The sequence below is a fragment of the Reyranella sp. genome, assembly GCF_004297265.1.
Taxonomy (GTDB): domain Bacteria; phylum Pseudomonadota; class Alphaproteobacteria; order Reyranellales; family Reyranellaceae; genus Reyranella.
Genome location: NZ_SCUT01000024.1, coordinates 63,891 through 86,310, shown reverse-complemented (window position 1 = coordinate 86,310; position 22,420 = coordinate 63,891). Strand labels below are relative to the sequence as shown.

The window sequence follows — 22,420 nt, the reverse complement described above, 5'->3', positions numbered from 1 at the left end:
GATCATCGTCCTTATCTATTCTGCACCGCGCGAGCACCCGCGCTTGATTACAAGCGCTGACGCTCGCCCCGTTCAACAAGCAGACGCGCTATGAGCGCGTCAGCTTGTTGAACGGTATATCCTTGTCGACCCGGATGTCGGCCGGCAATCCCAGCACGCGCTCGGCCACGATATTCCGCAGGATCTCGTCGGTACCGCCGGCGATGCGGAAGCCGGCGCCGCCGATCCATTGCGCCTGGAAGCCGGCCGCGAAGGGCACGTCCTCCTTCATGATGCCGGCATGGCCCATCAGCTCCATGGCGAAGGCGCCCATATCCTGCATCTTGGGCGCCGCCACGATCTTGATGATCGAGGATTCGGGCCCCGGCGTCTGGCCCTTGGAGAGCGCCGTCAACGTGCGGTAGCGCGTGAGTTTCAACCCCTGCTGCTGGACGTACCAGTCGGCGATCTTCGAGCGAACCTGCTGGTTGCGGATCGCCGCGCCGTCATCCAGCTCGGTCTCGCGCGCCAGCTCCATCAGCTCGTCGATGTCGAGGCCGCCCGACGGCAGACCGACGGCGAGACGCTCGTTCATCAGCGTCGTGAGCGCGGCCTTCCAGCCCTCGCCCACCTTGCCCAGCCGCTGGCTGTCGGGGATGCGGACGTCGGTGAAGAACACCTCGTTGAAGTTGGCGCCGCCCGACATCTGCTTGATCGGACGGACCTCGACTCCAGGGCTCTTCATGTCGAGGAAGAACATGGTGAGGCCGGCATGCTTCGGCACGTTCGGATCGGTGCGCGTGATCACGATGCCGAAGTCGCAATAGTGCGCGCCTGAGGTCCAGACCTTCTGGCCGTTGATGATCCAGTCGTCGCCGTCACGCTCGGCCTTGGTGCGGATGCCCGCCACGTCGGAACCGGCCGCCGGCTCGGAGAAGAGCTGGCACCAGACTTCCTTTCCGTGCAGCGCCGGCTTCACGTAGCGCTTGAGCTGCTCGGGCGTGGCATAGGCCATCATGGTCGGGATGCACATGCCAAGGCCGATGTCGAAGAATCCCAGCGGCACCAGATAGTTCGCTTCTTCCTGCTGGTAGATCACCTGCAGGATGGGAGAGGCGCCGCGACCGCCGAATTCCTTCGGCCAGGTGAGGCGCGCATAGCCGGCCGTCGCCTTCTTGTCCTGCCATTCCTTGGCTTTCTTCAGCAGTTCCGGATCGTCGTTGCGCGCGCGGAAGCTCTGCTTGTCGTCGCTCTTGCGCGTGGCGTTGGCATCGAGCCAGGTGCGCACTTCCTTACGGAAGGCGGCTTCTTCGGGAGTGTCGTTGAAATCCATCGTTCCCTCCTAGGCCGCGTTCTTCTGTTCGAGACGGGTCACCAGCTTGTCCTTCCACGCCATCGGTCCGCCGAGCGACAGCGCCATCAGGCGCGAACGGCGGTAATGGAACTGCGTATCGGCTTCCCAGGTGAAGCCGATGCCGCCATGGGTCTGGATGTTTTCCTTGGCCGCGAAGTCGTAGGCGTCGGTCGCCGCGATGCGCGCCGCCGCGGCCGCCAGCGGCAGGTCGGCACCGTCTTCGGTCAGCATCATCGCGCCGTAATAGGCGTTGGAACGCGCCAGCTCGAGCTTCACGTAGCAGTCCGCGAGCTTGTGCTTGATCGCCTGGTAGGAGCCGATGGCCCGGCCGAACGCCTGGCGCTGCAGCGCATAGTCGCGCGCCATCCACATCGCGGCCTCCGCACCGCCGACCTGCGCGAAGGCGAAGTACACCGCCGCCGCATCGTAGAGTCGCTCGAGCAGGCGCCAGCCCTCGCCCTCGCCGCCCAGCAACTCGGCCGAGGCATCGCTGAAGGTAAGTTCGGCGTGCTTGCGTGCCGGATCGATCGTCTCGATGCGCTTCTTCGCGACGGCCTTCTGCGTGAGGTCGACGAGGACCAGCGACACGGCGCGATCGCCCGAGCCGCCGGTGTTGGCGAGCACGATCGCGAAGGTTGCGGCTTCGCCGTCGGTCACCGGCAGTTTCCTGCCATTGAGGCGACCACCGCCGAACGTGGTGCGGATGTTCCGCGGCTTCGGCGGCTGCGCGCCCTCGGCGATGGCCATCGTGCCGATCGCCTTGCCCGATGCGAGTTCGGGCAGCCACTTCTTCTTCTGCGCGTCGGAGCCCGCGAGCTTCAGCGCTTCGGTCGCCAGCACGACCGAGCTGTCGAACGGCACCGGCGCCGCGGCGCGGCCGATCTCCTCGGCGGCGACGCAGACTTCGAGCGGCGACAGGCCCATCCCGCCATACTCCTCGGGAATGCCGAGGGCCGGCACGCCGAGATCGACGAGGCCTTTCCAGACATCTTCCGCGTGGGTTTCATTGCCGTCGAGCACGCGCCGCACCACTTTGGTGGGGCACTTGTCGGCGAGGAATTTGCGAACCTGCTCCTTGAGCAGCTTCTGGTCGTCGGAGAAATCGAAGTTCATGATGCCCGACCCTAGCAAGCAAGCTCGGCTCGGGGAACGGCTCTGGGTTCCGTCAGGCGGGTTGTGCAACGATATGGTGAACGTCATGAATGCTGACCAAATCAAGGACTGGCATGCCCACGTCTATTTCGACGAAGCGTCGCGCGATGCGGCGTGGGCGCTGCGTGAACGCATCGAAAAGACTTTCCCCATCGAGATGGGCCGCTTTCACGAGAGGCCGGTCGGACCGCATCCGCGGTTCAGCTACCAGGTCGGATTGAAGAACGAGCAGTTCCAGCCCTTCCTGTCGTGGCTGACCCTCAACCGCGGCGAACTTACGGTGTTCATTCATCCCAACACCGGGCACGATCTGGAGGATCATCGCGACCGCGCGATCTGGATGGGCCAGCAGGTGCCGCTGGTCCTCGACATCTTCACGAAGAAGGATTGACCCGATGGACACCCTGCTCCCGCTCGCCAAGCGAGTCGGCGAAAAACTGAAGGCCCGCAAGGAAACGGTCGGCATCTCCGAATCGTCCGCCGGCGGACTGGTCTCCGCTGCGCTGCTCGCCGTGCCGGGCGCCTCGGCCTACTTCATGGGTGGTGCGGTGGTCTACACGCGACCGGCTGGCGACGCCTTCCTCGCGGTGCCGCGCGAGAAGCGCGCCGGCGTCCGCTCCTCCTCCGAGCCCTGGGCGCTGCTCGCCGCCGAGCATGTCCGTGAGCGCCTAAAGACGACCTGGGGCCTGTCCGAGACAGGCGCCTCCGGTCCGACCGGCAATTCCTACGGCGATCCCGCCGGCCATACCTGCGTCGCAGTCGTCGGTCCCCACGGCAGCGTGGCGCGCACCCTGCGCACCGGCTCCGACGACCGCGTCGCCAACATGCGCGCCTTCGCCGCCGAAGCCCTCAAGCTGCTGGACGAGCAGCTTTCCTGATCGAGAGGCCTAATTGTCTCCTTGGAGCGCGCCACTCCAGTGGCGCTCAGGCTTCGTCAGTAGCCAAGATATGAGCGCAACTGGAGTTGCGCGCTCCCTTGATGCTCGTCAGACACCACGCCCCTTGAAAGCGGCGATCGCCAGGAACACCCAGCCCGCGATGAAGGCGAGACCGCCGATCGGCGCGACGGCGCCGAACCATCGCGGCCCGCCGAACGACAGGGAATAGAGCGCGCCGGGGAACAGGACGCTGCCGACGAGGAACAGCCACAGGGCGACGACGGCCAGGCGCACGTTCAGGAGCTCGGCACCGGCCAAGGCGCAGACGCCCAGCATCGCCAGCGCATGGACCATCTGATAGTGGCTGCCGGTCTGCAGCCAGTCGCGGGCCTTCAGCCCGGCTTCCGTGCGCAGGTCGAGGCCGTGCGCCGCGAAGGCGCCGATGATGACCGAGATCGCGCCGCTCAGCGCGGCGACGACGATCCAGAACCGCGCGGCGGCGCCCATAGGACTATTGCAGCGGCCGGGTCGGTCGCCCGCCGGCGGTCATGCCGCCGTCGATCACCAGCTCCTGGCCGGTGATGTAGTTGGCGGCGTCGGTGCACAGGAACAGCACGCCGTTGGCGATGTCCTGCGCCTCGCCGACCCGCGGCAGCGGCACCGTCGCGGCGGCACGCTCGCGCGGATCGATCGGCGCATTGCGGCGATTGCCTTCGGCGCCGGTCGGGATCTTCTCCCAGATCGGCGTGGCGATGATGCCGGGATGCACCGAATTGCAGCGGATGCTGTCGGCCGCGTGCTCGAGCGCCACCGACTTGGCCAGCAGGCGCACGCCGCCCTTGGTCGCCGAATAGGCCGCGAGGCCCGGCGCGCCGCGCAGGCCCGCCACCGACGACATCAGCACGATCGAGCCGCCGCCCGCGCGCTTCATCGCCGGGATCGAATGCTTGATCGAGAGGAACACGCCGTCGAGGTTGATGGCCTGCTGACGCTGCCAGTCCGCCAGCGTCATGGTCGCGATGGGCGACATGATGCCGATGCCGGCATTGGCCACCATGATGTCGAGGCGGCCGTAGCGCTTCTCGGCGTCGGCGACGATGCCCGGCCACGCGCCTTCGTCTCGCACGTCGTGGCGCATGTAGTGGGCCTTGCCGCCCGCCTTGGTGATGCGCTCGACGACACCCTTGCCCAGGGTGTCGTCGATGTCGGTGATGAGTACCGACGCGCCTTCGCGCGCCAGCGTTTCGGCACAGGCCTCGCCGATGCCGGAAGCACCGCCCGTGACGATGGCGACCTTGCCCGAGACCTGAGCCATGGAACGCTCCCTTAGCGGTTCTTCCAGTTGCCGGGGCGCTTCTCGGCGTAGGACTTGACGCCCTCCTTGAAGTCCTCGGTCTTGCGCGTCCAGTCCTGCTCGGTGAGCTCGCGTTCGGTGGCGATCTCCGCCGCATCGGCGAAGCCACGGCGCATCGTCTCGCGGGTCGACATCACCGCGAGCGGCGCCGACTCGGCGATCTCCTGCGCGAGCTTGATCGCTTCCTTGCGCACGTCGGCGAGCGGCACAAGCACGTCGGCCATGCCCCATTCGTAGGCCTGCTCACCGCCGATGCGGCGGCCCGTGTAGAACATCAGGTTCGCCTTCTGCTGGCCGATCAGGCGCGGCAGCGTGAAGGTGAGCGAGAAGCCCGGGTGGAAGCCCAGACGCGTGAAGTTGGCGGCAAAGCGCGCCTCGGCGCAGGCGACGCGGAAATCCGGCATCAGGGCGAGGCCGAGGCCGCCGCCGATCGCCGGGCCCTGCACCGCGGCGACGCTGGGCTTCTTCGAACGGAAAAGGCGGGTCGCTTCCTTGTAGAGATGCTTGCCGCTCTCGGCCGCGCCGGTCTGCGGGCGGTTGGCGAAATCGGCGCCAGCGCAGAACGACTTGCCCTGCGCGCACAGCACGTAGGCGCGGATCTTGTCGTCGCGGTCGAACGCCTCGAAGGCATCGGCGATCTGGTTGATCAGCGAGTTGTCGAAGAAGTTGTGCGGCGGCCGCTGAATCTCGACGATCCCGACCGCGCCGTCGGTGCTGATCCCGATGTCCTTGAAGGTGGCGCTCATCTGTTTTCTCCCGCGTTGAAAATCCGGCTAACTTGGCCGGGATACTGCCCCGGCAGGGGTCACGCGTCGATATGGGAGAAAAAGGTATGCCGCAAAGCGAACGACACGCGCTGGTGCTGGGAGGAGGCACCATGGGCGTCGGAATCATCGCCATGTTCCTGGGCGGTGGCTGGAAGGTGGACGTCGTGTCGCGCTCCGCCTCGACCCGCGACGGCCTGCCTGCGGCGACATCCCGCGCGCTCAAGGCCATGGGGAAACCGGACGATGTCTCGGGCCTCGCGGCTTACGCGACGCTCGAGGAGCCGCCCTGGTCGAAGATCGACATCGTCGTCGAAACGGTAACCGAGGATCTCGCGCTGAAGCGGCAGATCTTCGCCGACCTGGAGCGGCTGTCGCGCCCCGGTGTGCCGCTCACCTCCAACTCGTCGAGCTTCCCGATCAGCGAGATCGGCAAGGGCCTGGCGAGCCAGGACCGCATGATGGGGCTCCACTTCTTCATGCCGGCCCACCTCATCCCGCTGGTCGAGGTCGTGCGTTCGGTGCACACGGACGTCGCATTGGCCGAGAAGGTCGGCGCTATCATGAGCGCGCTGGGCAAGCGCCCCGTCCAGGTGAAGAAGGACGTGATCGGCTTCCTGGGCAACCGCATCCAGGGCGCGCTGATGCGCGAGGCGCTGTGGCTGATCGAAGAGGGCGTCGCCTCGCCCGAGGATATCGACGCGACCGTGCGTCTCTCCTTCGGCTTTCGCTATGCCGCCGCCGGTCCGATCACGCAGAAGGAGCATTCGGGTTGGGACACGACCTGCGCCGTCGCCAAGATCATCTGGCCCGATCTCAGCAACGCCGACGGACCGCCACCCGTACTTCAGCGCAACGTCGACCAGGGGCGGATCGGCTTCAAGACGAAGGGCGGGTTCTTCGACTGGGACGAGGCCTCAATGGCAAAAGAGCGCGCCCGGTACGAGCGCGCTCTTTCGAAGTGCCTGGAAATCTTCCGCGAGGAAGGAATTCTCAGCTAGGCGGCGCGGCCCCGGCCGCGGCCACCACCGCCTCCGCCGCCAAAGCGACGGCCCTTCCACTGGGGACGCGGGCCCTGCGGACGATCGCCGTAGGGACGCTCACCTTGAGGACGGTCGCCATAGGGGCGGTCACCCTGTGGGCGGTCGCCGTGCGGACGATCGCCGTGCGAGCGGTCGCGCTGGGCTTGGTCGAAGCGGTCGCCGCGCGGACGGTCGCCGAAGGAGCGCTCACCCTGCGGGCGGCCATGGTGCGGCCGGTCGCCATGGGGGCGGTCGCCGTGAGGACGGTCACCCTGAGGACGCTCGCCGCGCGGGCGGTCGCCGTAGGGACGGTCGCCATGAGGCCGGTCGCGCTGGGGGCGATCGCCGTGGGGACGATCGCCGTAAGAACGCTCACCCTGCGGACGCCCGCCTTGCGGGGCATCGCGATAGTCGCCGCCGCGGAACTGCGGGTCGGCCTGCGCCGGCGCACGATCACCACGCGACTGGTCGTAGTTCGGGCGGTCGCCGAACGAGCGATGCCCGCCGGGACGACCGCCGCCACCATTCCGGCCGCCGCCGCGCGGGCCACCACGGCCCTCGCGCGGACGCTCGTCACGACGGTCGTCGCGATCGTCACCCTCGGCGCGTGCCTTGGGCGGCGGCAACTGCGGCATGTCCTCGTTGGCCGGCGTCGGCACGACCGGAATGCGCTGGTTGGTCAGACGCTCGATGCCCTTGAGCTGGCCGCGCTCGCTGCCGTCACAGAAGGAGATCGCGATGCCCGACGTGCCGGCGCGCGCGGTGCGGCCGATGCGGTGGACGTAGCTCTCGGCGTCGGCCGGCAGCTCGAAATTGATGACGTGGGTCACGCCCTGCACGTCGATGCCGCGCGAGGCGAGATCGGTCGCGACCAGCACGCGCGCCTTGCCGCGGGCGAAGTTGTCGAGCGCCTTCTGCCGGGCGTTCTGGGACTTGTTGCCGTGGATCGCCTCCGAGCGCACACCGCGATCTTCCAGCGCTTCGGCGACGCGGTTGGCGCCGCGCTTGGTGCGCGTGAAGACGATGACCCGCTCGAGGCTCTCGTCGGACAGGAGATGGCTGAGCAGGGTGCGCTTGTTGGCGGCGTTCACGAAATAGACGCGCTGGTCGATGCGCTCGACCGTGCGGCCCTGCGGCGCGATCTCGACCTTCTCGGGGTTCTTCAGGATCTCCGAGGCGAGCTTGGCGATGTCGTTCGGCATGGTCGCCGAGAACAGCAGGGTCTGCCGATTCTTGGAAACCGACGCCGCGATGCGGCGCACGTCGCGGACGAAGCCCATGTCGAACATGCGATCGGCTTCGTCGAGGACGAAGAAGGTCACCTGCCCGAGCTTCACGTTGCCACGCTCGACCAGGTCGAGCAGGCGGCCCGGCGTGGCGATCAGGATGTCGACGCCGCGCGACAGGGTCTCGATCTGGCGGCCATAGCCCAGGCCACCCACGACCGTGCAGAGGCGCAGGCCGAGGCCGCGGCCGTAGGTGTCGAAGCTGCGGGCGATCTGGACCGCGAGCTCGCGGGTCGGCGCCAGCACGAGGGCGCGCGGGCTCTTGGGCTGCGCACGCTCCTTCGACTCGGAAAGATGCTGCAGCACGGGCAGCGCGAACGCCGCCGTCTTGCCGGTGCCGGTCTGGGCGATGCCCAGCACGTCACGACCCTGCAGCAGGGCCGGAATCGTGCGCGCCTGGATGGGCGTCGGCACCGTGTAATTCGCCGCGTTCAATGCACGCAGCAGCGGCTCGGCCAGACCGAGGTCCGCAAACGTAACTTCACTCACTGAAAATCCTTACTTGCCGCCTGGCATGCCATCCCGGGCACGCGCATCTGTGGCGGCGTTAGGCCCGTTCCCGCGCGCGGCTGGGACGGCTCTTGTCCTGGGGGATTGTCTCGGGATGAGGCGCCGTCACAAAGGAAATGGGGCGCGTCGCGCGATCGCGAGAAATCTTTGTAGGCCCGCATACCGGCGGGCTGGCGCGTATATGATGCTGCAGCGCAGCGAAGTCAAGCCGATTGATGCGCCTCCCGGAGGCCGCGCGCGGCTCCGGTTCCCGACAAGACCGTGCAGAGCGATACAGGGCGTGCGCACACGGTCGAAAACGGCACTCAAGTGGTGAAGAATGCTGCCACAAACACGAATGAATCTGGAGGAAACGGCATGGAATTCGGCATCCTCTTCACCTCGCATCCCAATCCGAAGGAAGAGCCCTATCCGCATCGTGCCGTGCATGCGCGCACGACGGACGAGATCATCGAGGCGGAGCGGCTGGGCTACGACACCGCCTGGATCGCCGAACATCATTTCTCGACGGGCTACGGTATCATGCCGGACTGCTTCGCCTACATGGCCTACCTCGCCGCCAAGACCAGCCGCATCAAGCTGGCGTCCGGTGTGATCACCCTGCCGCTCTACGATCCGATCCGCGTCGTCGAGAACGCCAACTTCGTCGACATCCTGTCGAACGGCCGGGTCATGCTGGGCATCGGCTCGGGCTACCGACCCTATGAGTTCGTCGGCCTTGGCAAGGATTTCGAGAGCCGCCGCGACATGGTCGAGGAAGCTGTCGGCCTGATGTTCGATGCCTTCCATCGTCATCGCTACGACCACAAGGGCAGGTATTTCAGTGGCACCGTCGCGGAGCCCTACGAGATGCTGCCGCAGTCCGTGCAGATGCCGCATCCGCCCCTCTTCATGGCCGGCGGCACCGACCGCTCGATCGGCTATTGCGGCCGCAACGGCTTCGGCCTGATGCTGTCGACCCTGCCCGGCATCGAGACGCTGGCGGCGCAGACCGCGCTCTACAAGCGCGAGCTCGCGACCGCCTCGGCCGAGCGCGCCAAAAATCCCGGCGCCGGCCAGATCGACATCGCGCGCTGGGTCTACATCGCCGACACGGATGCGCAGGCGCGCGCCGAGACCGAGGAGGCGATCGTCCGCCACATCGCGCATTTCGGTGGCACCGGCACCGCGGGCTATCTCGGATCGGTCTCGGAGAAAGGCAACCAGCTGAGCTACGACGACCTGCTGAACACCACGCTGCTGCACGGCTCCGCCGAAACCGTCATCGCGAAGCTGCGGGAAATGCAGGCGCGCACCGGCATGACCTCGCTGCTGCTGCACTATCCGCCCTACTACGGGCGCGAGAAAACGATGAAGAGCCTGAAGCTCTTCGCGGAGCGCGTGATCCCCGCCTTCCGGCCCCCGGCGCAGCGCGTCGCCGCCGCGGAATGACGCCGCAGGCGGCTCCCATCGGCCGCAGCAACACGTCACGCGGCGCGATCTTCACCATGCTCGCCATGCTGGGCTTCGCCAGCATGGACACGATCACCAAGTGGATGGTGGCCGATTACCCGATCGGCCAGATGATGTGGGTGCGCTACGCCGTCTTCTGCGTTTTCGCTTGGGCTGTCGTGCGCCGCCGCGGCCTGCGCACGGCCGCACGCTCGAACCGGCCGTGGCTGCAACTCGGCCGCGCCCTGCTGGCGGTGATCGAGAGCGCAGTATTCGTGCTGGCCTTCCGCTACCTGCCGCTCGCCGACACCCATGCGATCGCCGCGACCTCCCCGCTGATCGTGATCGCGCTCGGCGTGCTGTCCCTCGGCGAGAAGGCCGGGCCTGCGCGCTGGGCGGCCGTCGGCGCAGGCTTTGTCGGCGTGCTGCTGATCGTGCGCCCCGGCTTCCGCGAACTCGACTGGACACTTCTGATTCCCCTCGCCGGCGCCATCCTGTGGGGCGCCTACCAGATCCTGATCCGCCTCTGCTCGCGCACGGATACGCCGGACACGACCCTCGTCTGGTCGGCCTTCGTGGCCTTCGGCGCCACGACCCTGGTCGGCCCGTGGCAATGGATCTGGCCCGACGCGAAGGGCTGGGCGCTGCTGCTCGCCATTGCCTCGCTGGGGGCGCTGGCGCACTACGCGCTGATCAAGGCGCTGGATTATGCCGAGGCGGGCTCGGTCCAGCCCTACAGCTACACGCTGCTCGTCTTCGTCACGATCCTGGGGGCCATCGTGTTCGGCGACATCCCCGACCACTGGACCCTTGCGGGCGCCGCCGTGATCGTGGCCTCTGGTCTCTACACTTGGCACCACGAGCGGCGGGCGGCCTCTAGTTCCTGACGCAGGACAGATTGCCTTCCTGGCAATTGAGCTGGGTTTCGAGGTCCTTCACGCGCACGAGGGTGAGGCGTTCCTGGCAATAGGCGATGATCATGCCGTTGATCGAACCGCCGGTCGTCGGACCGCCGATGAACTCGCATTCCTTGTCGCGGAAGCGGAGCCATGCCTCTTCGGCTGTTTGGAGACGCGCGCGGCTTTCAGGCCCGAGACGCGCCCGCAGCTTCGTGTAGACGGCATTAAACTGCCGGTCGGCTTCCTTCAAGGCCGCACCCGCTTGCTGATTGAGTTCCATCTGGCTTTGCGCGACGCCGGCGGCCGGCATGGCAACGACCACCAAGAGCAGCGCGATCAGCCCCCGGATCATCGTGGCCACGCCCGCAACGCCACCAGGCCGCCGTCGATCGGCAGCATCACGCCCGTCACCCAGCGCGATTCGTCGGAGGCGAGATAGACCGCGCCGTGCGCGATGTCCCACGCCGTGCCCTCGACCTGCATCGGCACCATCTTCTTGCGCCGGTCGCGCGCCTCGGCGCCGAGATGCGCCACCATCGGCGTGTGCACCGACCCCACGATGATGCAGTTCGCCCGGATGTTCTGCGTCGCATAGTCGGCCGCGACGGACATGGTGAAGCCGTGCAGGCCCGCCTTGGCCGTCGCATAGGCCACCGCGCCGGCGCTGCCCATCAGGCCGACCGCGCCGGCGATCGACGAGACCATGATGATCGACCCGCCGCCGCCTTCCTTCATGCGCGGCAGGCACGATTTGGTGCAGAGCATGGTCGTCGTCAGGTTGGCCTCGAGCACCTTGTTCCAGGTCTCGAGGGTCACCGTCTCGGGCGTGCCCGGCCCGCCGATGCCGACGTTGTTGTGCAGGATGTCGAGCCGGCCATACGTCTCCATCGCGAAGTCGGCCATCGCCTCGGCCACGTCGAGTTGTGCCACGTCGCCGGCGAACACCGATGCCTCGCCGCCCTCACCCTTGATCTGCCGGGCCAACGCCTCCGCGCGCTCGGCACTGCGGTTGACCAGCACAACCTTGGCGCCTTCCTTCGCAAAGAGAAGCGCCGTCGCCATGCCGTTGCCGACACCCTCGCCCCGCGGCGCCGCGCCTGTCACCACCGCCACCTTGCCCTGCAGCCGCCCGGCCATGTCTACTCTCCACCCAGATGATTTCAGGCGCGGACCTTAGCCGGGAGACGAAGGCGATGACCAGCAAGACGGAGACGTTGGACGGCGGCTGCACCTGCCGCCACGTGCGCTACCGGCTCACCTCGAAGCCGCTGTTCGTGCATTGCTGCCACTGCCGCTGGTGCCAGCGCGATTCGGGGACAGCGTTTGCGATGAACGCGATGATCGAGGCGGACCGGGTCGAGCGGCTGGCCGGCGAGATCGAAGTAATCGACACACCGACCTTGAGCGGCAAGGGCCAGAGGATCGCGCGCTGCCCGAGATGCCGCATCGCGGTGTGGAGCAACTATGCCGGCGCCGGACCGACCGTCCATTTCGTTCGAGTCGGCACGCTCGACGAGCCCGACCGGCTGCCGCCCGATGTCCACATCTTCACCATGAGCAAGCAGCCCTGGGTGGCGCTTCCCGCCGGCGTGCCGGCCGTGGACGAGTACTACGACCGCAACGAACTCTGGCCGAAAGAGAGCCTCGAAAGGCTTGCGACATTGAGGGCGAAGAGCGCGCTCTGACCTAGGCCCAGTAGTCGAGCAGCTTCGTCGCCAGCCACTTCGCAAGGGCCGCGTTCACCGCGACAGGTTTCTCCTGCGCCATCCAGTGGCCTGATGGCACGACGACCTCCGTGAGGTCGGCGCAGCTTTGCCGCATGGGTTCGGGAAGCTTCGAGGTCATCGTCTCGCAGGTCGTGTCATAGGCGCCGTGCAGGAACAGCACCGGCATGTCCAGCCGGCCGCCATTCGGCGCGCGCTTCGCGTAGGCGCGATTGGCCTTGTGGTTCATGTACCAGGAGTCAGGTCCGAAGAAGCCGTTCCTGGTCAGCGCGGCCGCATAAGCCTCCATGTCCTGCTCGGTCAGTACGTCGGGATCGCGCGGTATGTCGGGGCAGGCGCTGCCGCCGAACCAGCCGCCGGCGCGGCGCACCATCGAGGTCGGCGCCGGCTTGCCGACCCGCGTCGGGTCACCCTTGCGGAACAGCGCCTTCACCACGTTGAGCGGGTTCGCATCGAATCCTGCACAGGCCTTGTCGAAACTCTCCTCGTAGAAGAACTGATAGTCCCATTGTCCGGCCGGGAACTGCGCTTCGGGATAGAGCGCGCGGTCGACCAGCGGCACGACGGTGTCGAGCGTGAAGCCAGTCGGCAGATAGGGCACGCACAGGCTCGCCACGCCCACTGTCTTCTCTGGATGATGCGCCGCCATGTTCCAGACGACCGGGCTGCCCCAGTCGTGGCCGATCCACACCGCTCTGTCGCGGCCGAGTGCCGCGAGAAGCTCGACCATGTCGGCCACGATCTCTTCCTGAGCGAAATCCTCGTGCCGCGCATAGGTGCTCGAACGGCCGTAGCCGCGCATGTCCGGCGCGATGCAGCGGAACCCCAAGGCTGCAAACGCCGGAAGCTGGTGCCGCCATGACAGCGACAGTTCGGGCCAGCCGTGGACGAAGATCAGCAGCGGGGCGTCTTTCGCTCCGCAGGCGAGATAGCCCGTCGTATGGCGGGCGGTCTTGACGGTGTGTTCGGTGACCGGGAATGTCATGGCAAGGAGAAGGTCACATGGAAATCGATACCGGCACAACCGAACTCTTGTGCAGCGTCCGCGACGGCGTCGCGCTGATCACGCTGAACCGCCCCGAGGCGCGCAACGCGATGTCGCCCGGCCTCACGGAGGCGCTGCGCAACCAGATCAGGGCGCGTGGCGACGACGATGCGGTGGGTGCGTTGCTGATCACCGGCGCCGGCACCGCCTTCTGCAGCGGCGGCGACGTGAAGGGCATGGGCGGCCGCGGCCCGCGCGGCCAGATGAGCTACGAGGAACGGCTCGCCGACCTGCGCTGGCGCCAGACGCATTTGACGGGTGCGCTGGTCGCCGTGCGCAAGCCGACCATTGCCGCGCTGCCCGGCGCCGCGGCCGGCGCGGGCCTCGCCATTGCGCTCGCCTGCGACATCCGCATCGCCGCGAAGTCCGCCTTTTGCACCACCGGCTACGCCAAGATCGGCCTGTCCGGCGATTACGGCATCTCCTGGCTGCTGACGCGCACCGTTGGCCCAATGCGGGCGCGCGAGCTGATGTTCACCTCCGAGAAGGTCGGTGCCGAGCGCTGCGAGCAGATCGGGCTCGTCAATCGCGTCGTCGACGACGCCAAGTTGCAGGACGAGGCCTTCGCCTTCGCCAAGTCGCTGGCCGAAGGGCCGAGGGTCGCGCTGCGTCACATGAAGGACAATCTCGACGAGGCCCTGCACATCAATTACTCGGACGCGCACTATCGCGAGGCCGAGCGCCTGGTCCAGTCCTCGCGCACCGCCGACCACAAGGAGGCGGTGGCGTCCTTCGTCGAGAAGCGCAAGCCGGTGTTTACGGGGCGCTGAAGAGACTCTCATTGGAGCGCGCCACTCCAGTGGCGCTCTTCGTCGATGAAGGCATGAGCGCCACTGGAGTGGCGCGCTCCAATGAGGAACTCAATCCCTGTAGTTCGCGGCGCGCTTCTGCAGGTTGGACATGATGGCTTCGAGCTGGTTGGGCGAGCCGATCAGTTTCTGCTGTTCCACCGACTCCATCATCAGGCCCGAAGCCGCATCGGTCGCCACTGCGGCGTTGAGCAGCCGCTTGTTGGCGCGGATCGCGTCGGGGCTCTTGGAGGCGATCTCGCGCGCCGTCTCCAGCGCCGCCGCGCGCGGGTCCTCGACCACGCGGGTCACGAAGCCCATCTCGCGGGCCTCGACGCCGTTGAAGATGCGGCCGGTATAGGTGAGCTCGCGCACGACGTCCTCGCGCGCCAGATGGCGCATGAGCTGCGTGCCGGCGAGGTCGGGCACGAGGCCCCACTTGATCTCCATCACCGAGAAGCGGGCATCTGCAGTAGCGTAGCGGATGTCCGGGCCCAGCGCGATCTGGAACCCGCCGCCGAACGCCACGCCGTGGACGGCGGCGATCACCGGCACCGGCAGCTCGCGCCACAGCCAGGCGCATTGCTGGGGCCGGTTGGCGATGCCATGGGTGCGCTTGGTGAGGTCGCGCACGCCCGGAACCGCGTCGCCCCCCTGGTCTTCGGCCGCCTTCATCGCGGCGAAGCTGCCCATGTCGAGGCCGGCGCAGAAGGCCTTGCCCTCGCCCGACAGGACGACGCAGCGCAGGCCCGGCATGGTGGCGAGCCTGGCGCCCGCCTCGATGATGCCCTCGAACATCGCCGGATCGAGCGCGTTCATCTTGTCGGCGCGGATCAAGCGGACGTCGGCGACGCCGTCCTTGAAGTCGATCGAGACGCGGTCCTTCATTTCTCTCCCTCCGATTTCATCCAGTCGCGCAGGCGGCGCTTCACTTCCTCCGGATCCACGCGCTTGGGCGGCTCCAGGCTGCCATCCGCGCGCTTGGGCCACATCATGACCGCAATGCCGCGCTGCACGTCGGCAAAGGTGCAGTCGTCCGGCAGCCGGTCGAGCAGCGCCCGAACCTGATCCTTCACGTCGCTCATCGCGTCACCATCAGCCAGAGTCCCTGCCCTATGTACACCGCGCCGAGCGCCAGGATCACGCGGCGCGTCCAGTGATAGAATTGCTTGTCGGACATGCGGTCGAGGAAGCTGCGCGACAGGGTCGTCCCGACCACAGCGAAGACCGCGGCGTAGCCCATGACCAGCCACTGTTCGAGGTCGCGCCCGGCCGGGCCCTCGATCACCATCGCGAAGTAGAGCACCTTGGTCAGGTGCCCCAGCACCTGCGCCGCCGCCTTGGTCGCCACGTTGACCTGCCGCGTCATGCCCGTGCGGACATAGAAGATGTCGAGCAGCGGGCCGGTCACGCCCGAGACGAGCTGGATGGCGCCGCCGATCGCGCCCGCCAGGAAGGCCTGCCCGCCGCGCTCGATGTTGGGCGCGATGCGCTGCGGCACCGCGAGGGCGATGAACGGCGTCAGCCCGACGGCCATCAGCACCAGCGCCTTGTCCGGCACGAAGTCGAAGAAGGAGAAGACCACCAGCGAGGAGGCGGCGCCGGCGCCGAACTGCAGCACGACGTTCCAGTTCACGTGACGTCGCCACAGCCAGGCGCGCCACCCGTTGGCCGCGATCTGGATGACGCCGTGGAACACCATGGCGACCGGCACCGGCAGCAACAGCAGCAGGAAGCCGATCAGCAGCATCCCGCCCGCCATGCCGAAGATGCCGGAGACGAACGACGTCACGACGGCCACGACCGCGAGCGCCGCCATTACGGGAAGCGAAAACATCGGCAGCGGGCGTAGCGCAGCGTGCAGACCGTGTCGAGGATGAGCTAGTGTGCGTGCCATGACCGACACAGATCTTCTCTTCACCCCTGCCGTGCAGGCAGCCGCCCTCATCCGCGCGAAGAAGCTTTCGCCTGTCGAGTATCTCGACACGGTGCTGAAGGCCGCCGAGCGGGCCAACCCCAGGATCAACTGCTTCCGCGAGGTCATGGTCGACCAAGCGAAGCGCGAGGCGAAAAAAGCCGAGGAAGCCGTCACCCGCGGTGAAGCGCTGGGACCGCTGCACGGTGTGCCGATCAGCGTTAAGGATCTGGTCGATGTCGAGGGCGTGCCGACTCGGCACGGCTCGGCGATCTTCGAGGGCAACGGCCCGGCGGCTGCAGACGATCTGCTGGTGCAGCGCCTGCGCAAGGCCGGCGCCGTCATCTTCGCCAAGGCAACGACGCCCGAGTTCGGCGTGAAGGGCCTGACCGACGGCCCGTTCGGCGTCACCCGCAATCCGTGGAATCTCGAACGCACGCCGGGCGGCTCGAGCGGCGGCGGCGCGGCGGCAGTGGCGGCCGGCCTCGGCCCGCTGTCGCTCGGCACCGATGGCGCGGGCTCCGTGCGCGGTCCCGCCTCGTGCTCGGGACTGGTCGGCCTCAAGCCCACCCTGGGCGCCGTGCCCTACGACACGACGCGCGATGCCTACGGCAACAACGTCTATGCCGGGCCGCTGGCGCGCTCCGTCACCGATGCCGCAATCATGCATTCCGTGCTGGTCGGCCCCAGCGACAAGGATCCGTGGACCCTGTCCGGTAGCGCGCAGAAGCCGCTGTCGCCGAAACTCTCGGGCAACGACCTCGCCGCCGTGCGCATCGGCTACATCGAGCGCACCGCCAATCCCCGCGTGGCCGCCGACGTGCGCACCAATACCCTTGCCGCGCTCGCCGCCTGGGAAGCGATGGGCGCCGAGGTCGAGGAGGTCACCGACAAGATCGACTGGATCGAATACGAAGGCCGGGTGCTGTACCAGGCGAACTTCGCCGTCTTTTGCGCGCAGTACCTGCCGAAGTGGCAGAACCAGATGGATCCGGTGACGCTCGCCTTCATGGAGCGCGGCGCCAAGTTCACCCTGGCGGACTTCCGCAACGCGCAGTTCGCGCGCACCGCGCTGTTCCGCAAGATCCAAACGCTGTTCGAGCGCTACGACTTCCTGGTCATGCCGACCAATGCGCGCACCGCCCTCGACGTGACGCACGACGCCGCCAACGACGAGGTCGTGATCGACGGCGTGAAGTGCGGCATCACCCGACAGGGCTGGACCTCCTACCAATACCCGTTCAACCTGACCGGCCATCCCGCCTGCGCCTATCCGTCGGGCTTCGGCACCGACGGCCTGCCGACCTCCGTCCAGGTCGTGGGCAAGTGGGGCGCCGAGACCGACGTGCTGCGGATGGGCGCCCTGCTCGAAGCCGCAAGGCCCTGGGCGCAGCACCGGCCGCCGGCGCTCTGAGCCTCCGCAGCGCGGGCTGGGAGCTTTGCGCGGCCCCGGACGTTCTTCTAGGCTCCTCCCAAACATGAACAGGAGGAATCAATGCGTCTGGTTGCCATCGCAGGAGCCCTTGCCGGGCTCGCGCTGGGGTCGGGAACGGCCTTGGCGCAGACTTTCGACAAGCCCATCAAGATCATGGCGCCCTATGCGCCGGGCGGGAACATCGACGTCACCGCGCGCATCATCGCCGACAAGCTGCGCGAGGTGACGGGGACCACCGTCATCGTCGAGAACAAGGCCGGCGCCAGCGGCATGATCGGCAGCGACATCGTCGCCCGCTCAGCGCCGGACGGGACCAGCCTGCTCGTCTCCGCCAATTCGCTGGTTGCCGTGCCCGCCATCTACGGCAACGCGCCCTATGACTGGCGCACCGCCTTCACGCCGATCACTCACATCCAACGCGTGCCGGCCGTGCTCGTCGTGCCGCCCAGCTCGCCGATCAAGACGCTGGCCGACTTCATTGCCCTGGGCAAGGACGGCAAGTTCGCGGTGGCCGATTCCGGCGTCGGCACCACCAACCACCTCGCCATCGAGCTGATCGGCGAGGCCACCGGCACCAAGTACACGCTGGTCCACTACAAGGGATCGGGCGCTGCCATGATCGACGTGATGGCGGGCCAGGTGCCGGCCCAGGTCGATCAGCTCAACGCCGCCATCCGCAACATCAAGTCGGGAAAGCTGCGCGCCATCGCAGTATCTTCCGACAAGCGCGTGCCGCAGCTTCCCGACGTGCCGACCATGAAGGAAAGCGGCGTGAAGGGCCTCGAGAACTTCACCTTCGCGACCTTCACCGGCCTGTTCGGACCGGCAAAGATGCCGCCGGAAGTAGTGGCGAAGATCAACGAGGCAATGGTCAAGGTCCTGAAGGATCCCGCCGTCGTCCAGCGTTTCGCCGACCTCACGGCCGAGGCCTATCCGACCACGCCGCAGGAGACCGCGGCGATGTTCGACGCTGAGGACAAGATGGTCGTGCCGCTCATCAAGAAGCTTCAGATCAAACCGGAGTAGTCAGCTCGATGTCCTTCTTGCCCGCCACCATCACGCCCATCGTCCTGTTGCTGGTGTCCAACGTCTTCATGACGTTCGCCTGGTACGGGCACCTCAAGTTCACCGACAAGCCGCTGTGGCTGGTGGTGGTGGCAAGCTGGGGCATCGCCTTCGTCGAATACTGCTTCGCCGTTCCGGCCAACCGGTACGGCCACGAGGTCTACTCGGCGGCCGAACTCAAGACGATGCAGGAGGTGATCACCCTCACCGTGTTCGCCGCCTTCTCTGTCCTCTATCTCGGCGAACGAATCACCTCCAACCACTTGGTGGGCTTCGCCCTGATCTGCGGCGGCGCCTTCTTCATCTTCAAGGGGCCGCTGCCGTCCTGGTGAGGGAGGGCCGCTCGCCTATTCTGCCGCCTGGCCGGCGGCCCGCAGTATGGCCTGCCGGGCTTTTTCGCCGGCGCGGCGATTGCGGCGCTTGATCCACCACATCAGGAAGCCGGTGACGGCGAAGATGGGGATGATGACGCCCGACACGAACACCAAGAACTTGTAGACGCCGCCCAGTCCGATGCCGTAGTGCAGCGCCCGCTGCCAGGCGACGATCTTCTCGCCGGTCGACATGGCCTGCGGATCGAACACATCGACCACGGTCTTGCGGTAGGGATCGACGATCACCGTGACGATGGGGGCGCCCTCCCGATGATCGGGCCGCACCAGGCCGACGCGCAGCGCCTGGTCGGGCCGGGTCGGCAGGAAGGCGTTGAGGAAGCGTGTGCCGGGCACGCGCGCCTTCGCGAGTTCGACCGCCTCGTCGACGCCCATCGCCGGTGTGCCGCGCATCGGCTCGACCCGGGCCTGGAACATGGCCGCGCGCATGTCGCGGCCCGGCGACACGAGATTGATCGCCGCCGAGATCTGCTGCGGGAAGGCGAGATAGACGCCGGTGAAGTTCACCAGCATGAAGAGCACCAGCGACCAGATACCGACCGCGCCATGCAGCTCGCGGTTCAGCCGCAGGCCCTTGGCCTTGCGGCGGACCATGAAGGCCGCCTTCCACTGCCCGGGCTTGGGCCACCACAGATAGAGGCCGGAACAACCCAGCACGAGCATCGCCACGCCGAGCCAGCCCACGATCTCGCGGCCGAGCCCGCCGGGGATGAATATATGGCCGTGCAGGTCGTGGAAGAAGCGTACCCACCCGGTCATGGCCTGCTGCGTCTCGAGGACCTGCAGGGACACCGGATCGATCATGATCTGCAGGCTGCCGGCAAACGGGCTCTGCGTCGGCACGCGGCCCTGCGCCTGGTGGCCCGATTGCTGGCCTGCCCCTTGTTGCCCGCCCCGGAACTGCGGCCGCTCACCCGCCATGCCAGGTCGCGACAGGCGTACCGCCGCGGGCTCGCCGACCTCGACGGGCCAGCGCACCGCGATGGGTATGCGGCCGGGTTCGCTGTTCGCGGCCCTGGCGGCTTCGATCAGCCGCCCCGCCGACTGCCATTCGCCCGCCGTCTTCACTTCGGGCTCGCCCTGGCCCAGCAGGTGCTCGATATCGTGAGCATAGACCAGCACCGCGCCGGTGATACCCATCATCACCAGCGGCAGCAGCAGGATGAGCCCGATCCAAAGATGGATCTGCTGCAGCCAGTAGCGAAACGTGCGCCGCCGCGGCTTCGGCCCCTGCGCCATCGTCACCCTCCGCCCAATGCGACGGCGATGCGATACGTGAGGAAGGCCGCCACGTACGCCAGCGCCAGCATGTAGAAGAACGTCACCCACAGCCAACGCCAGCCGCCGGTCTCGCGCCGGATGACCGCCAGCGTCGAGGCGCATTGCGGCGCGAATACATACCAGGCGAGGAAGGCCAGCGCCGTGGCCAGGCTCCATTGCGAGCTGAGCGCGGAGGCGATCTTGTCGGTGGCCTCCTCGCCGCCGCTGATCGCATAGATGGTGCCGAGCGACCCGACCGCGACTTCGCGCGCGGCCATGCCCGGGATCAGCGCGACGTTGATCTGCCAGTTGAAGCCCAGCGGCTCGGTCAGCGGCTGGATCGCCGTACCGATCCGGGCGGCCAGGCTGTAGTTGATGGCGGGTTCGGTGGCGCCCTCGGGCGGCTGCGGGAACGAGGCCAGCACCCAGATCAGGATCATCATCGACAGGATCGTGGTGCCTGCACGCTTCAGGAAGATCGTGGCGCGGGTCCACAGGCCGATGGCGACGCTCCTGGCCTGCGGCACCTTGTAGTCCGGCAGTTCGAGCATAAACGGCTCACCGGGCTTGCCGCGCCAGATCAGCCGCTTGACCACGAACGACACGGCGAGCGCGCTCGCGATGCCCACCGTGTAGAGGCCGAACATCACCAGCCCTTGCAGGCCGACGAAGCCCCAGACCTCGCGGTCGGGAATGAACGCCCCGATGATCAGCGTATAGACCGGGATGCGCGCCGAGCAGGTCATCAGCGGCGCCACCAGGATGGTGGTGAGGCGGTCGCGCCGGTCGTCGATCACGCGCGTCGACATGATGCCGGGAATGGCGCAGGCAAAGGACGACAGGAGCGGGATGAAGGCGCGCCCGTGCAGGCCGGCGCCGCCCATGATGCGGTCCATCAGGAAGGCCGCGCGCGCCATGTACCCCAGATCCTCGAGGACGAGGATGAAGAAGAACAGGATCACGATCTGCGGCAGGAACACGATCACGCTGCCGACCCCGCCGATCAGCCCGTCCTTCAGGAAACTCTTCAGCAGGTCGGGCAGCGGCAGTCCGGCGACGAGGTCGCCGAGGAAGTGGAAACCGGCCTCGATCGCATCCATGCCGGGTTCGGCCCAGGCGAAGACCGCCTGGAACATCACGAACAGGATGGCCAGCAGCACGACCAGGCCCGCCACCGGATGCAGCAGCACCGCGTCGAGACGCGTCGTCAGGCTGTCAGGCCTGCCCTGTCCCTTCACCACCGAGGCGAGGATGCGGTCCGCCTCCTTCTGGGCGCGTCGCAGAGCCGAGGCATCCGGCGTCATCCAGACGGTTCCGGTCGCGCCCTGCGCGGCTGCCAGCCGCCGGTCGATCTCGGCCAGCAGTGCGTCCGTGCCGCCGCGGCGCACAGCGACCGAACTCACGACCGGCAGTCCCAGTTCCCGGCCGAGCTTCTCGGTATCGATCTCGATGCCGCGCTTGCGCGCGATGTCCATCATGTTGAGCGACAGCATCACCGGCCGGCCGACCTGCTTCAATTCGAGCACGAGGCGCAGCGCCAACCGAAGATTGGAGGCGTCGGCCACACAGACGATCAGGTCCGGAATCACGTCGGTCTGGGTCCGGCCCAGCACGATGTCGCGCGTCACCTCCTCGTCGGGCGAGCGCGCGCGCAGCGAATAGGTGCCGGGCAGGTCGACGATGCGCACGGTGCGGCCGGCGGGCGTCGTCAGCGGACCGACCTTCTTCTCGACGGTGACGCCGGGATAGTTGGCGACCTTCTGCCGGCTGCCGGTCAGCGCATTGAACAGGGCCGTCTTGCCGCAATTGGGATTGCCGACCAGGGCGACGACCGGAGCGGCGGTGGGTGCGGTGACGCTCACGGCTCGGCTCCGACGCTCACGAGGATGGCCATGGCCTCGCGACGGCGCAGGCCGATGGTGGTGTGGGCAACGCGCACCGCGATGGGATCGCGGCCGAACAGGCCCTGGTGCAGGATTTCGACGTCGGCGCCCTCGACGAAGCCCAGTTCGATCAGGCGGCGCTCGAGTTCGGGCGCGGGCATGCCTGCGGCGACACGCCCCGCGGCGATGGCCTGTATGCGCCCACGAAACCCCACGGGGGCGACGCCAAGTGCTATTGTTGGTTCGCTGCTCATTGAGAGTAAGTCGTAGTAGCATCGATAAAG

At 67.4% G+C, this 22,420-nt stretch carries 25 protein-coding genes; 10 read left to right on the top strand and 15 right to left on the bottom strand.

What is annotated here, in order from left to right; all coding sequences use genetic code 11:
* Positions 1–88 precede the first annotated feature (88 nt).
* Entirely contained in the window at positions 89–1,312 is a 1,224-nt protein-coding gene (locus tag EPO41_RS09275) for an acyl-CoA dehydrogenase family protein (RefSeq protein WP_296323669.1), read from the bottom strand.
* 9 nt (positions 1,313–1,321) lie between these two features.
* Positions 1,322–2,446 carry an acyl-CoA dehydrogenase family protein gene (locus EPO41_RS09270; RefSeq protein ID WP_296323666.1) on the bottom strand — a complete coding sequence of 375 codons (1,125 nt, stop codon included), beginning with the start codon at positions 2,444–2,446 and terminating at the stop codon, positions 1,322–1,324.
* A gap of 85 nt (positions 2,447–2,531) precedes the next feature.
* Between EPO41_RS09270 and EPO41_RS09265 the strand changes: the two genes are divergently transcribed.
* Together EPO41_RS09265 and EPO41_RS09260 are read left to right on the top strand one after the other, a co-directional pair.
* Complete coding sequence (locus tag EPO41_RS09265) at positions 2,532–2,876, top strand: DOPA 4,5-dioxygenase family protein (protein WP_296323663.1); 345 nt, start codon at positions 2,532–2,534, stop codon at positions 2,874–2,876.
* Positions 2,877–2,880: 4 nt separating this feature from the next.
* Positions 2,881–3,363: a CinA family protein gene (locus EPO41_RS09260; protein WP_296323660.1), complete on the top strand. Its 483-nt coding sequence runs from the start codon at positions 2,881–2,883 to the stop codon at positions 3,361–3,363.
* 108 nt (positions 3,364–3,471) lie between these two features.
* Here EPO41_RS09260 and EPO41_RS09255 read toward each other — a convergent pair whose 3' ends face one another.
* The 3 genes from EPO41_RS09255 to EPO41_RS09245 are packed head-to-tail and all read right to left on the bottom strand — an operon-like array spanning position 3,472 to position 5,463.
* Complete coding sequence (locus EPO41_RS09255; RefSeq protein WP_296323656.1) at positions 3,472–3,870, bottom strand: DUF423 domain-containing protein; 399 nt, start codon at positions 3,868–3,870, stop codon at positions 3,472–3,474.
* Positions 3,871–3,874: 4 nt separating this feature from the next.
* A complete protein-coding gene (locus EPO41_RS09250; RefSeq protein ID WP_296323653.1) occupies positions 3,875–4,678 on the bottom strand; it encodes a glucose 1-dehydrogenase in 804 nt (267 codons plus the stop codon).
* Between the two features lie 11 nt (positions 4,679–4,689).
* The gene (locus EPO41_RS09245) at positions 4,690–5,463 is read right to left on the bottom strand and encodes an enoyl-CoA hydratase-related protein (protein ID WP_295139559.1); all 774 of its coding nucleotides are present in this window, start codon (positions 5,461–5,463) and stop codon (positions 4,690–4,692) included.
* Between the two features lie 86 nt (positions 5,464–5,549).
* On the opposite strand from EPO41_RS09245, the gene EPO41_RS09240 reads away from it, so the two are divergent.
* Entirely contained in the window at positions 5,550–6,482 is a 933-nt protein-coding gene (locus tag EPO41_RS09240) for a 3-hydroxyacyl-CoA dehydrogenase NAD-binding domain-containing protein (protein ID WP_296323649.1), read from the top strand.
* Here the strand turns inward: EPO41_RS09240 and EPO41_RS09235 are convergent.
* Entirely contained in the window at positions 6,479–8,278 is a 1,800-nt protein-coding gene (locus EPO41_RS09235) for a DEAD/DEAH box helicase (protein ID WP_296323646.1), read from the bottom strand. The genes EPO41_RS09240 and EPO41_RS09235 overlap by 4 nt on opposite strands.
* A gap of 378 nt (positions 8,279–8,656) precedes the next feature.
* Here EPO41_RS09235 and EPO41_RS09230 point away from each other — a divergent pair, with 378 nt between their 5' ends.
* Positions 8,657–9,730: an LLM class flavin-dependent oxidoreductase gene (locus tag EPO41_RS09230; RefSeq protein ID WP_296323643.1), complete on the top strand. Its 1,074-nt coding sequence runs from the start codon at positions 8,657–8,659 to the stop codon at positions 9,728–9,730.
* Positions 9,727–10,617, top strand: coding sequence for a DMT family transporter (locus EPO41_RS09225; protein ID WP_296323641.1), 891 nt, complete (start codon positions 9,727–9,729; stop codon positions 10,615–10,617). Before EPO41_RS09230 ends, EPO41_RS09225 begins: the two co-directional genes overlap by 4 nt.
* Here EPO41_RS09225 and EPO41_RS09220 read toward each other — a convergent pair.
* Entirely contained in the window at positions 10,607–10,981 is a 375-nt protein-coding gene (locus EPO41_RS09220; protein ID WP_296324397.1) for a lysozyme inhibitor LprI family protein, read from the bottom strand. The two genes, EPO41_RS09225 and EPO41_RS09220, sit on opposite strands and share 11 nt — an antisense overlap.
* Positions 10,978–11,766, bottom strand: a complete 789-nt coding sequence (locus EPO41_RS09215; protein ID WP_296323637.1) for an SDR family NAD(P)-dependent oxidoreductase — start codon at positions 11,764–11,766, stop codon at positions 10,978–10,980. The genes EPO41_RS09220 and EPO41_RS09215 overlap by 4 nt, the downstream gene beginning before the upstream one ends.
* 56 nt (positions 11,767–11,822) lie before the next feature.
* Between EPO41_RS09215 and EPO41_RS09210 the strand changes: the two genes are divergently transcribed.
* Positions 11,823–12,314 (top strand): GFA family protein, encoded by a 492-nt coding sequence (locus EPO41_RS09210; protein WP_296323635.1) that lies wholly within the window; start codon positions 11,823–11,825, stop codon positions 12,312–12,314.
* 1 nt (position 12,315) lies between these two features.
* On the opposite strand, the gene EPO41_RS09205 is transcribed toward EPO41_RS09210, so the two are convergent.
* Positions 12,316–13,338: an alpha/beta hydrolase gene (locus EPO41_RS09205; RefSeq protein ID WP_296323632.1), complete on the bottom strand. Its 1,023-nt coding sequence runs from the start codon at positions 13,336–13,338 to the stop codon at positions 12,316–12,318.
* A gap of 17 nt (positions 13,339–13,355) precedes the next feature.
* Here EPO41_RS09205 and EPO41_RS09200 point away from each other — a divergent pair, with 17 nt between their 5' ends.
* Entirely contained in the window at positions 13,356–14,168 is an 813-nt protein-coding gene (locus tag EPO41_RS09200) for an enoyl-CoA hydratase-related protein (protein WP_296323629.1), read from the top strand.
* Between the two features lie 90 nt (positions 14,169–14,258).
* Here EPO41_RS09200 and EPO41_RS09195 read toward each other — a convergent pair whose 3' ends face one another.
* Genes EPO41_RS09195 through EPO41_RS09185 form a run of 3 tightly spaced genes read right to left on the bottom strand, consistent with a single transcriptional unit; the run spans position 14,259 to position 16,005 of the window.
* Positions 14,259–15,074 carry a crotonase/enoyl-CoA hydratase family protein gene (locus EPO41_RS09195; RefSeq protein WP_296323626.1) on the bottom strand — a complete coding sequence of 272 codons (816 nt, stop codon included), beginning with the start codon at positions 15,072–15,074 and terminating at the stop codon, positions 14,259–14,261.
* The gene (locus EPO41_RS09190; RefSeq protein ID WP_296323624.1) at positions 15,071–15,271 is read right to left on the bottom strand and encodes a hypothetical protein; all 201 of its coding nucleotides are present in this window, start codon (positions 15,269–15,271) and stop codon (positions 15,071–15,073) included. Before EPO41_RS09190 ends, EPO41_RS09195 begins: the two co-directional genes overlap by 4 nt.
* Positions 15,268–16,005, bottom strand: a complete 738-nt coding sequence (locus EPO41_RS09185) for a TSUP family transporter (protein WP_296323621.1) — start codon at positions 16,003–16,005, stop codon at positions 15,268–15,270. The genes EPO41_RS09190 and EPO41_RS09185 overlap by 4 nt, the downstream gene beginning before the upstream one ends.
* A 76-nt stretch (positions 16,006–16,081) precedes the next feature.
* Between EPO41_RS09185 and EPO41_RS09180 the strand changes: the two genes are divergently transcribed.
* From EPO41_RS09180 to EPO41_RS09170, 3 genes are all read left to right on the top strand, one after another.
* The gene (locus EPO41_RS09180) at positions 16,082–17,515 is read left to right on the top strand and encodes an amidase (protein ID WP_296323618.1); all 1,434 of its coding nucleotides are present in this window, start codon (positions 16,082–16,084) and stop codon (positions 17,513–17,515) included.
* A gap of 81 nt (positions 17,516–17,596) precedes the next feature.
* Entirely contained in the window at positions 17,597–18,562 is a 966-nt protein-coding gene (locus tag EPO41_RS09175) for a tripartite tricarboxylate transporter substrate binding protein (protein WP_296323613.1), read from the top strand.
* 8 nt (positions 18,563–18,570) lie between these two features.
* Positions 18,571–18,933, top strand: a complete 363-nt coding sequence (locus tag EPO41_RS09170; protein WP_296323608.1) for a DMT family protein — start codon at positions 18,571–18,573, stop codon at positions 18,931–18,933.
* Positions 18,934–18,948: 15 nt separating this feature from the next.
* Here the strand turns inward: EPO41_RS09170 and EPO41_RS09165 are convergent, their stop codons facing one another.
* From EPO41_RS09165 to EPO41_RS09155, 3 genes are read right to left on the bottom strand one after another with little or no spacing between them, the layout of a single operon-like run.
* A complete protein-coding gene (locus EPO41_RS09165; protein ID WP_296323606.1) occupies positions 18,949–20,232 on the bottom strand; it encodes a PepSY-associated TM helix domain-containing protein in 1,284 nt (427 codons plus the stop codon).
* Positions 20,233–20,234: 2 nt separating this feature from the next.
* Positions 20,235–22,115: a ferrous iron transport protein B gene (feoB, locus tag EPO41_RS09160; protein ID WP_296323601.1), complete on the bottom strand. Its 1,881-nt coding sequence runs from the start codon at positions 22,113–22,115 to the stop codon at positions 20,235–20,237.
* On the bottom strand, positions 22,112–22,390 hold the full coding sequence (locus tag EPO41_RS09155) for a FeoA family protein (RefSeq protein ID WP_296323598.1): 279 nt from the start codon (positions 22,388–22,390) through the stop codon (positions 22,112–22,114). The genes feoB and EPO41_RS09155 overlap by 4 nt, the downstream gene beginning before the upstream one ends.
* Between the last annotated feature and the right edge of the window lie 30 nt (positions 22,391–22,420).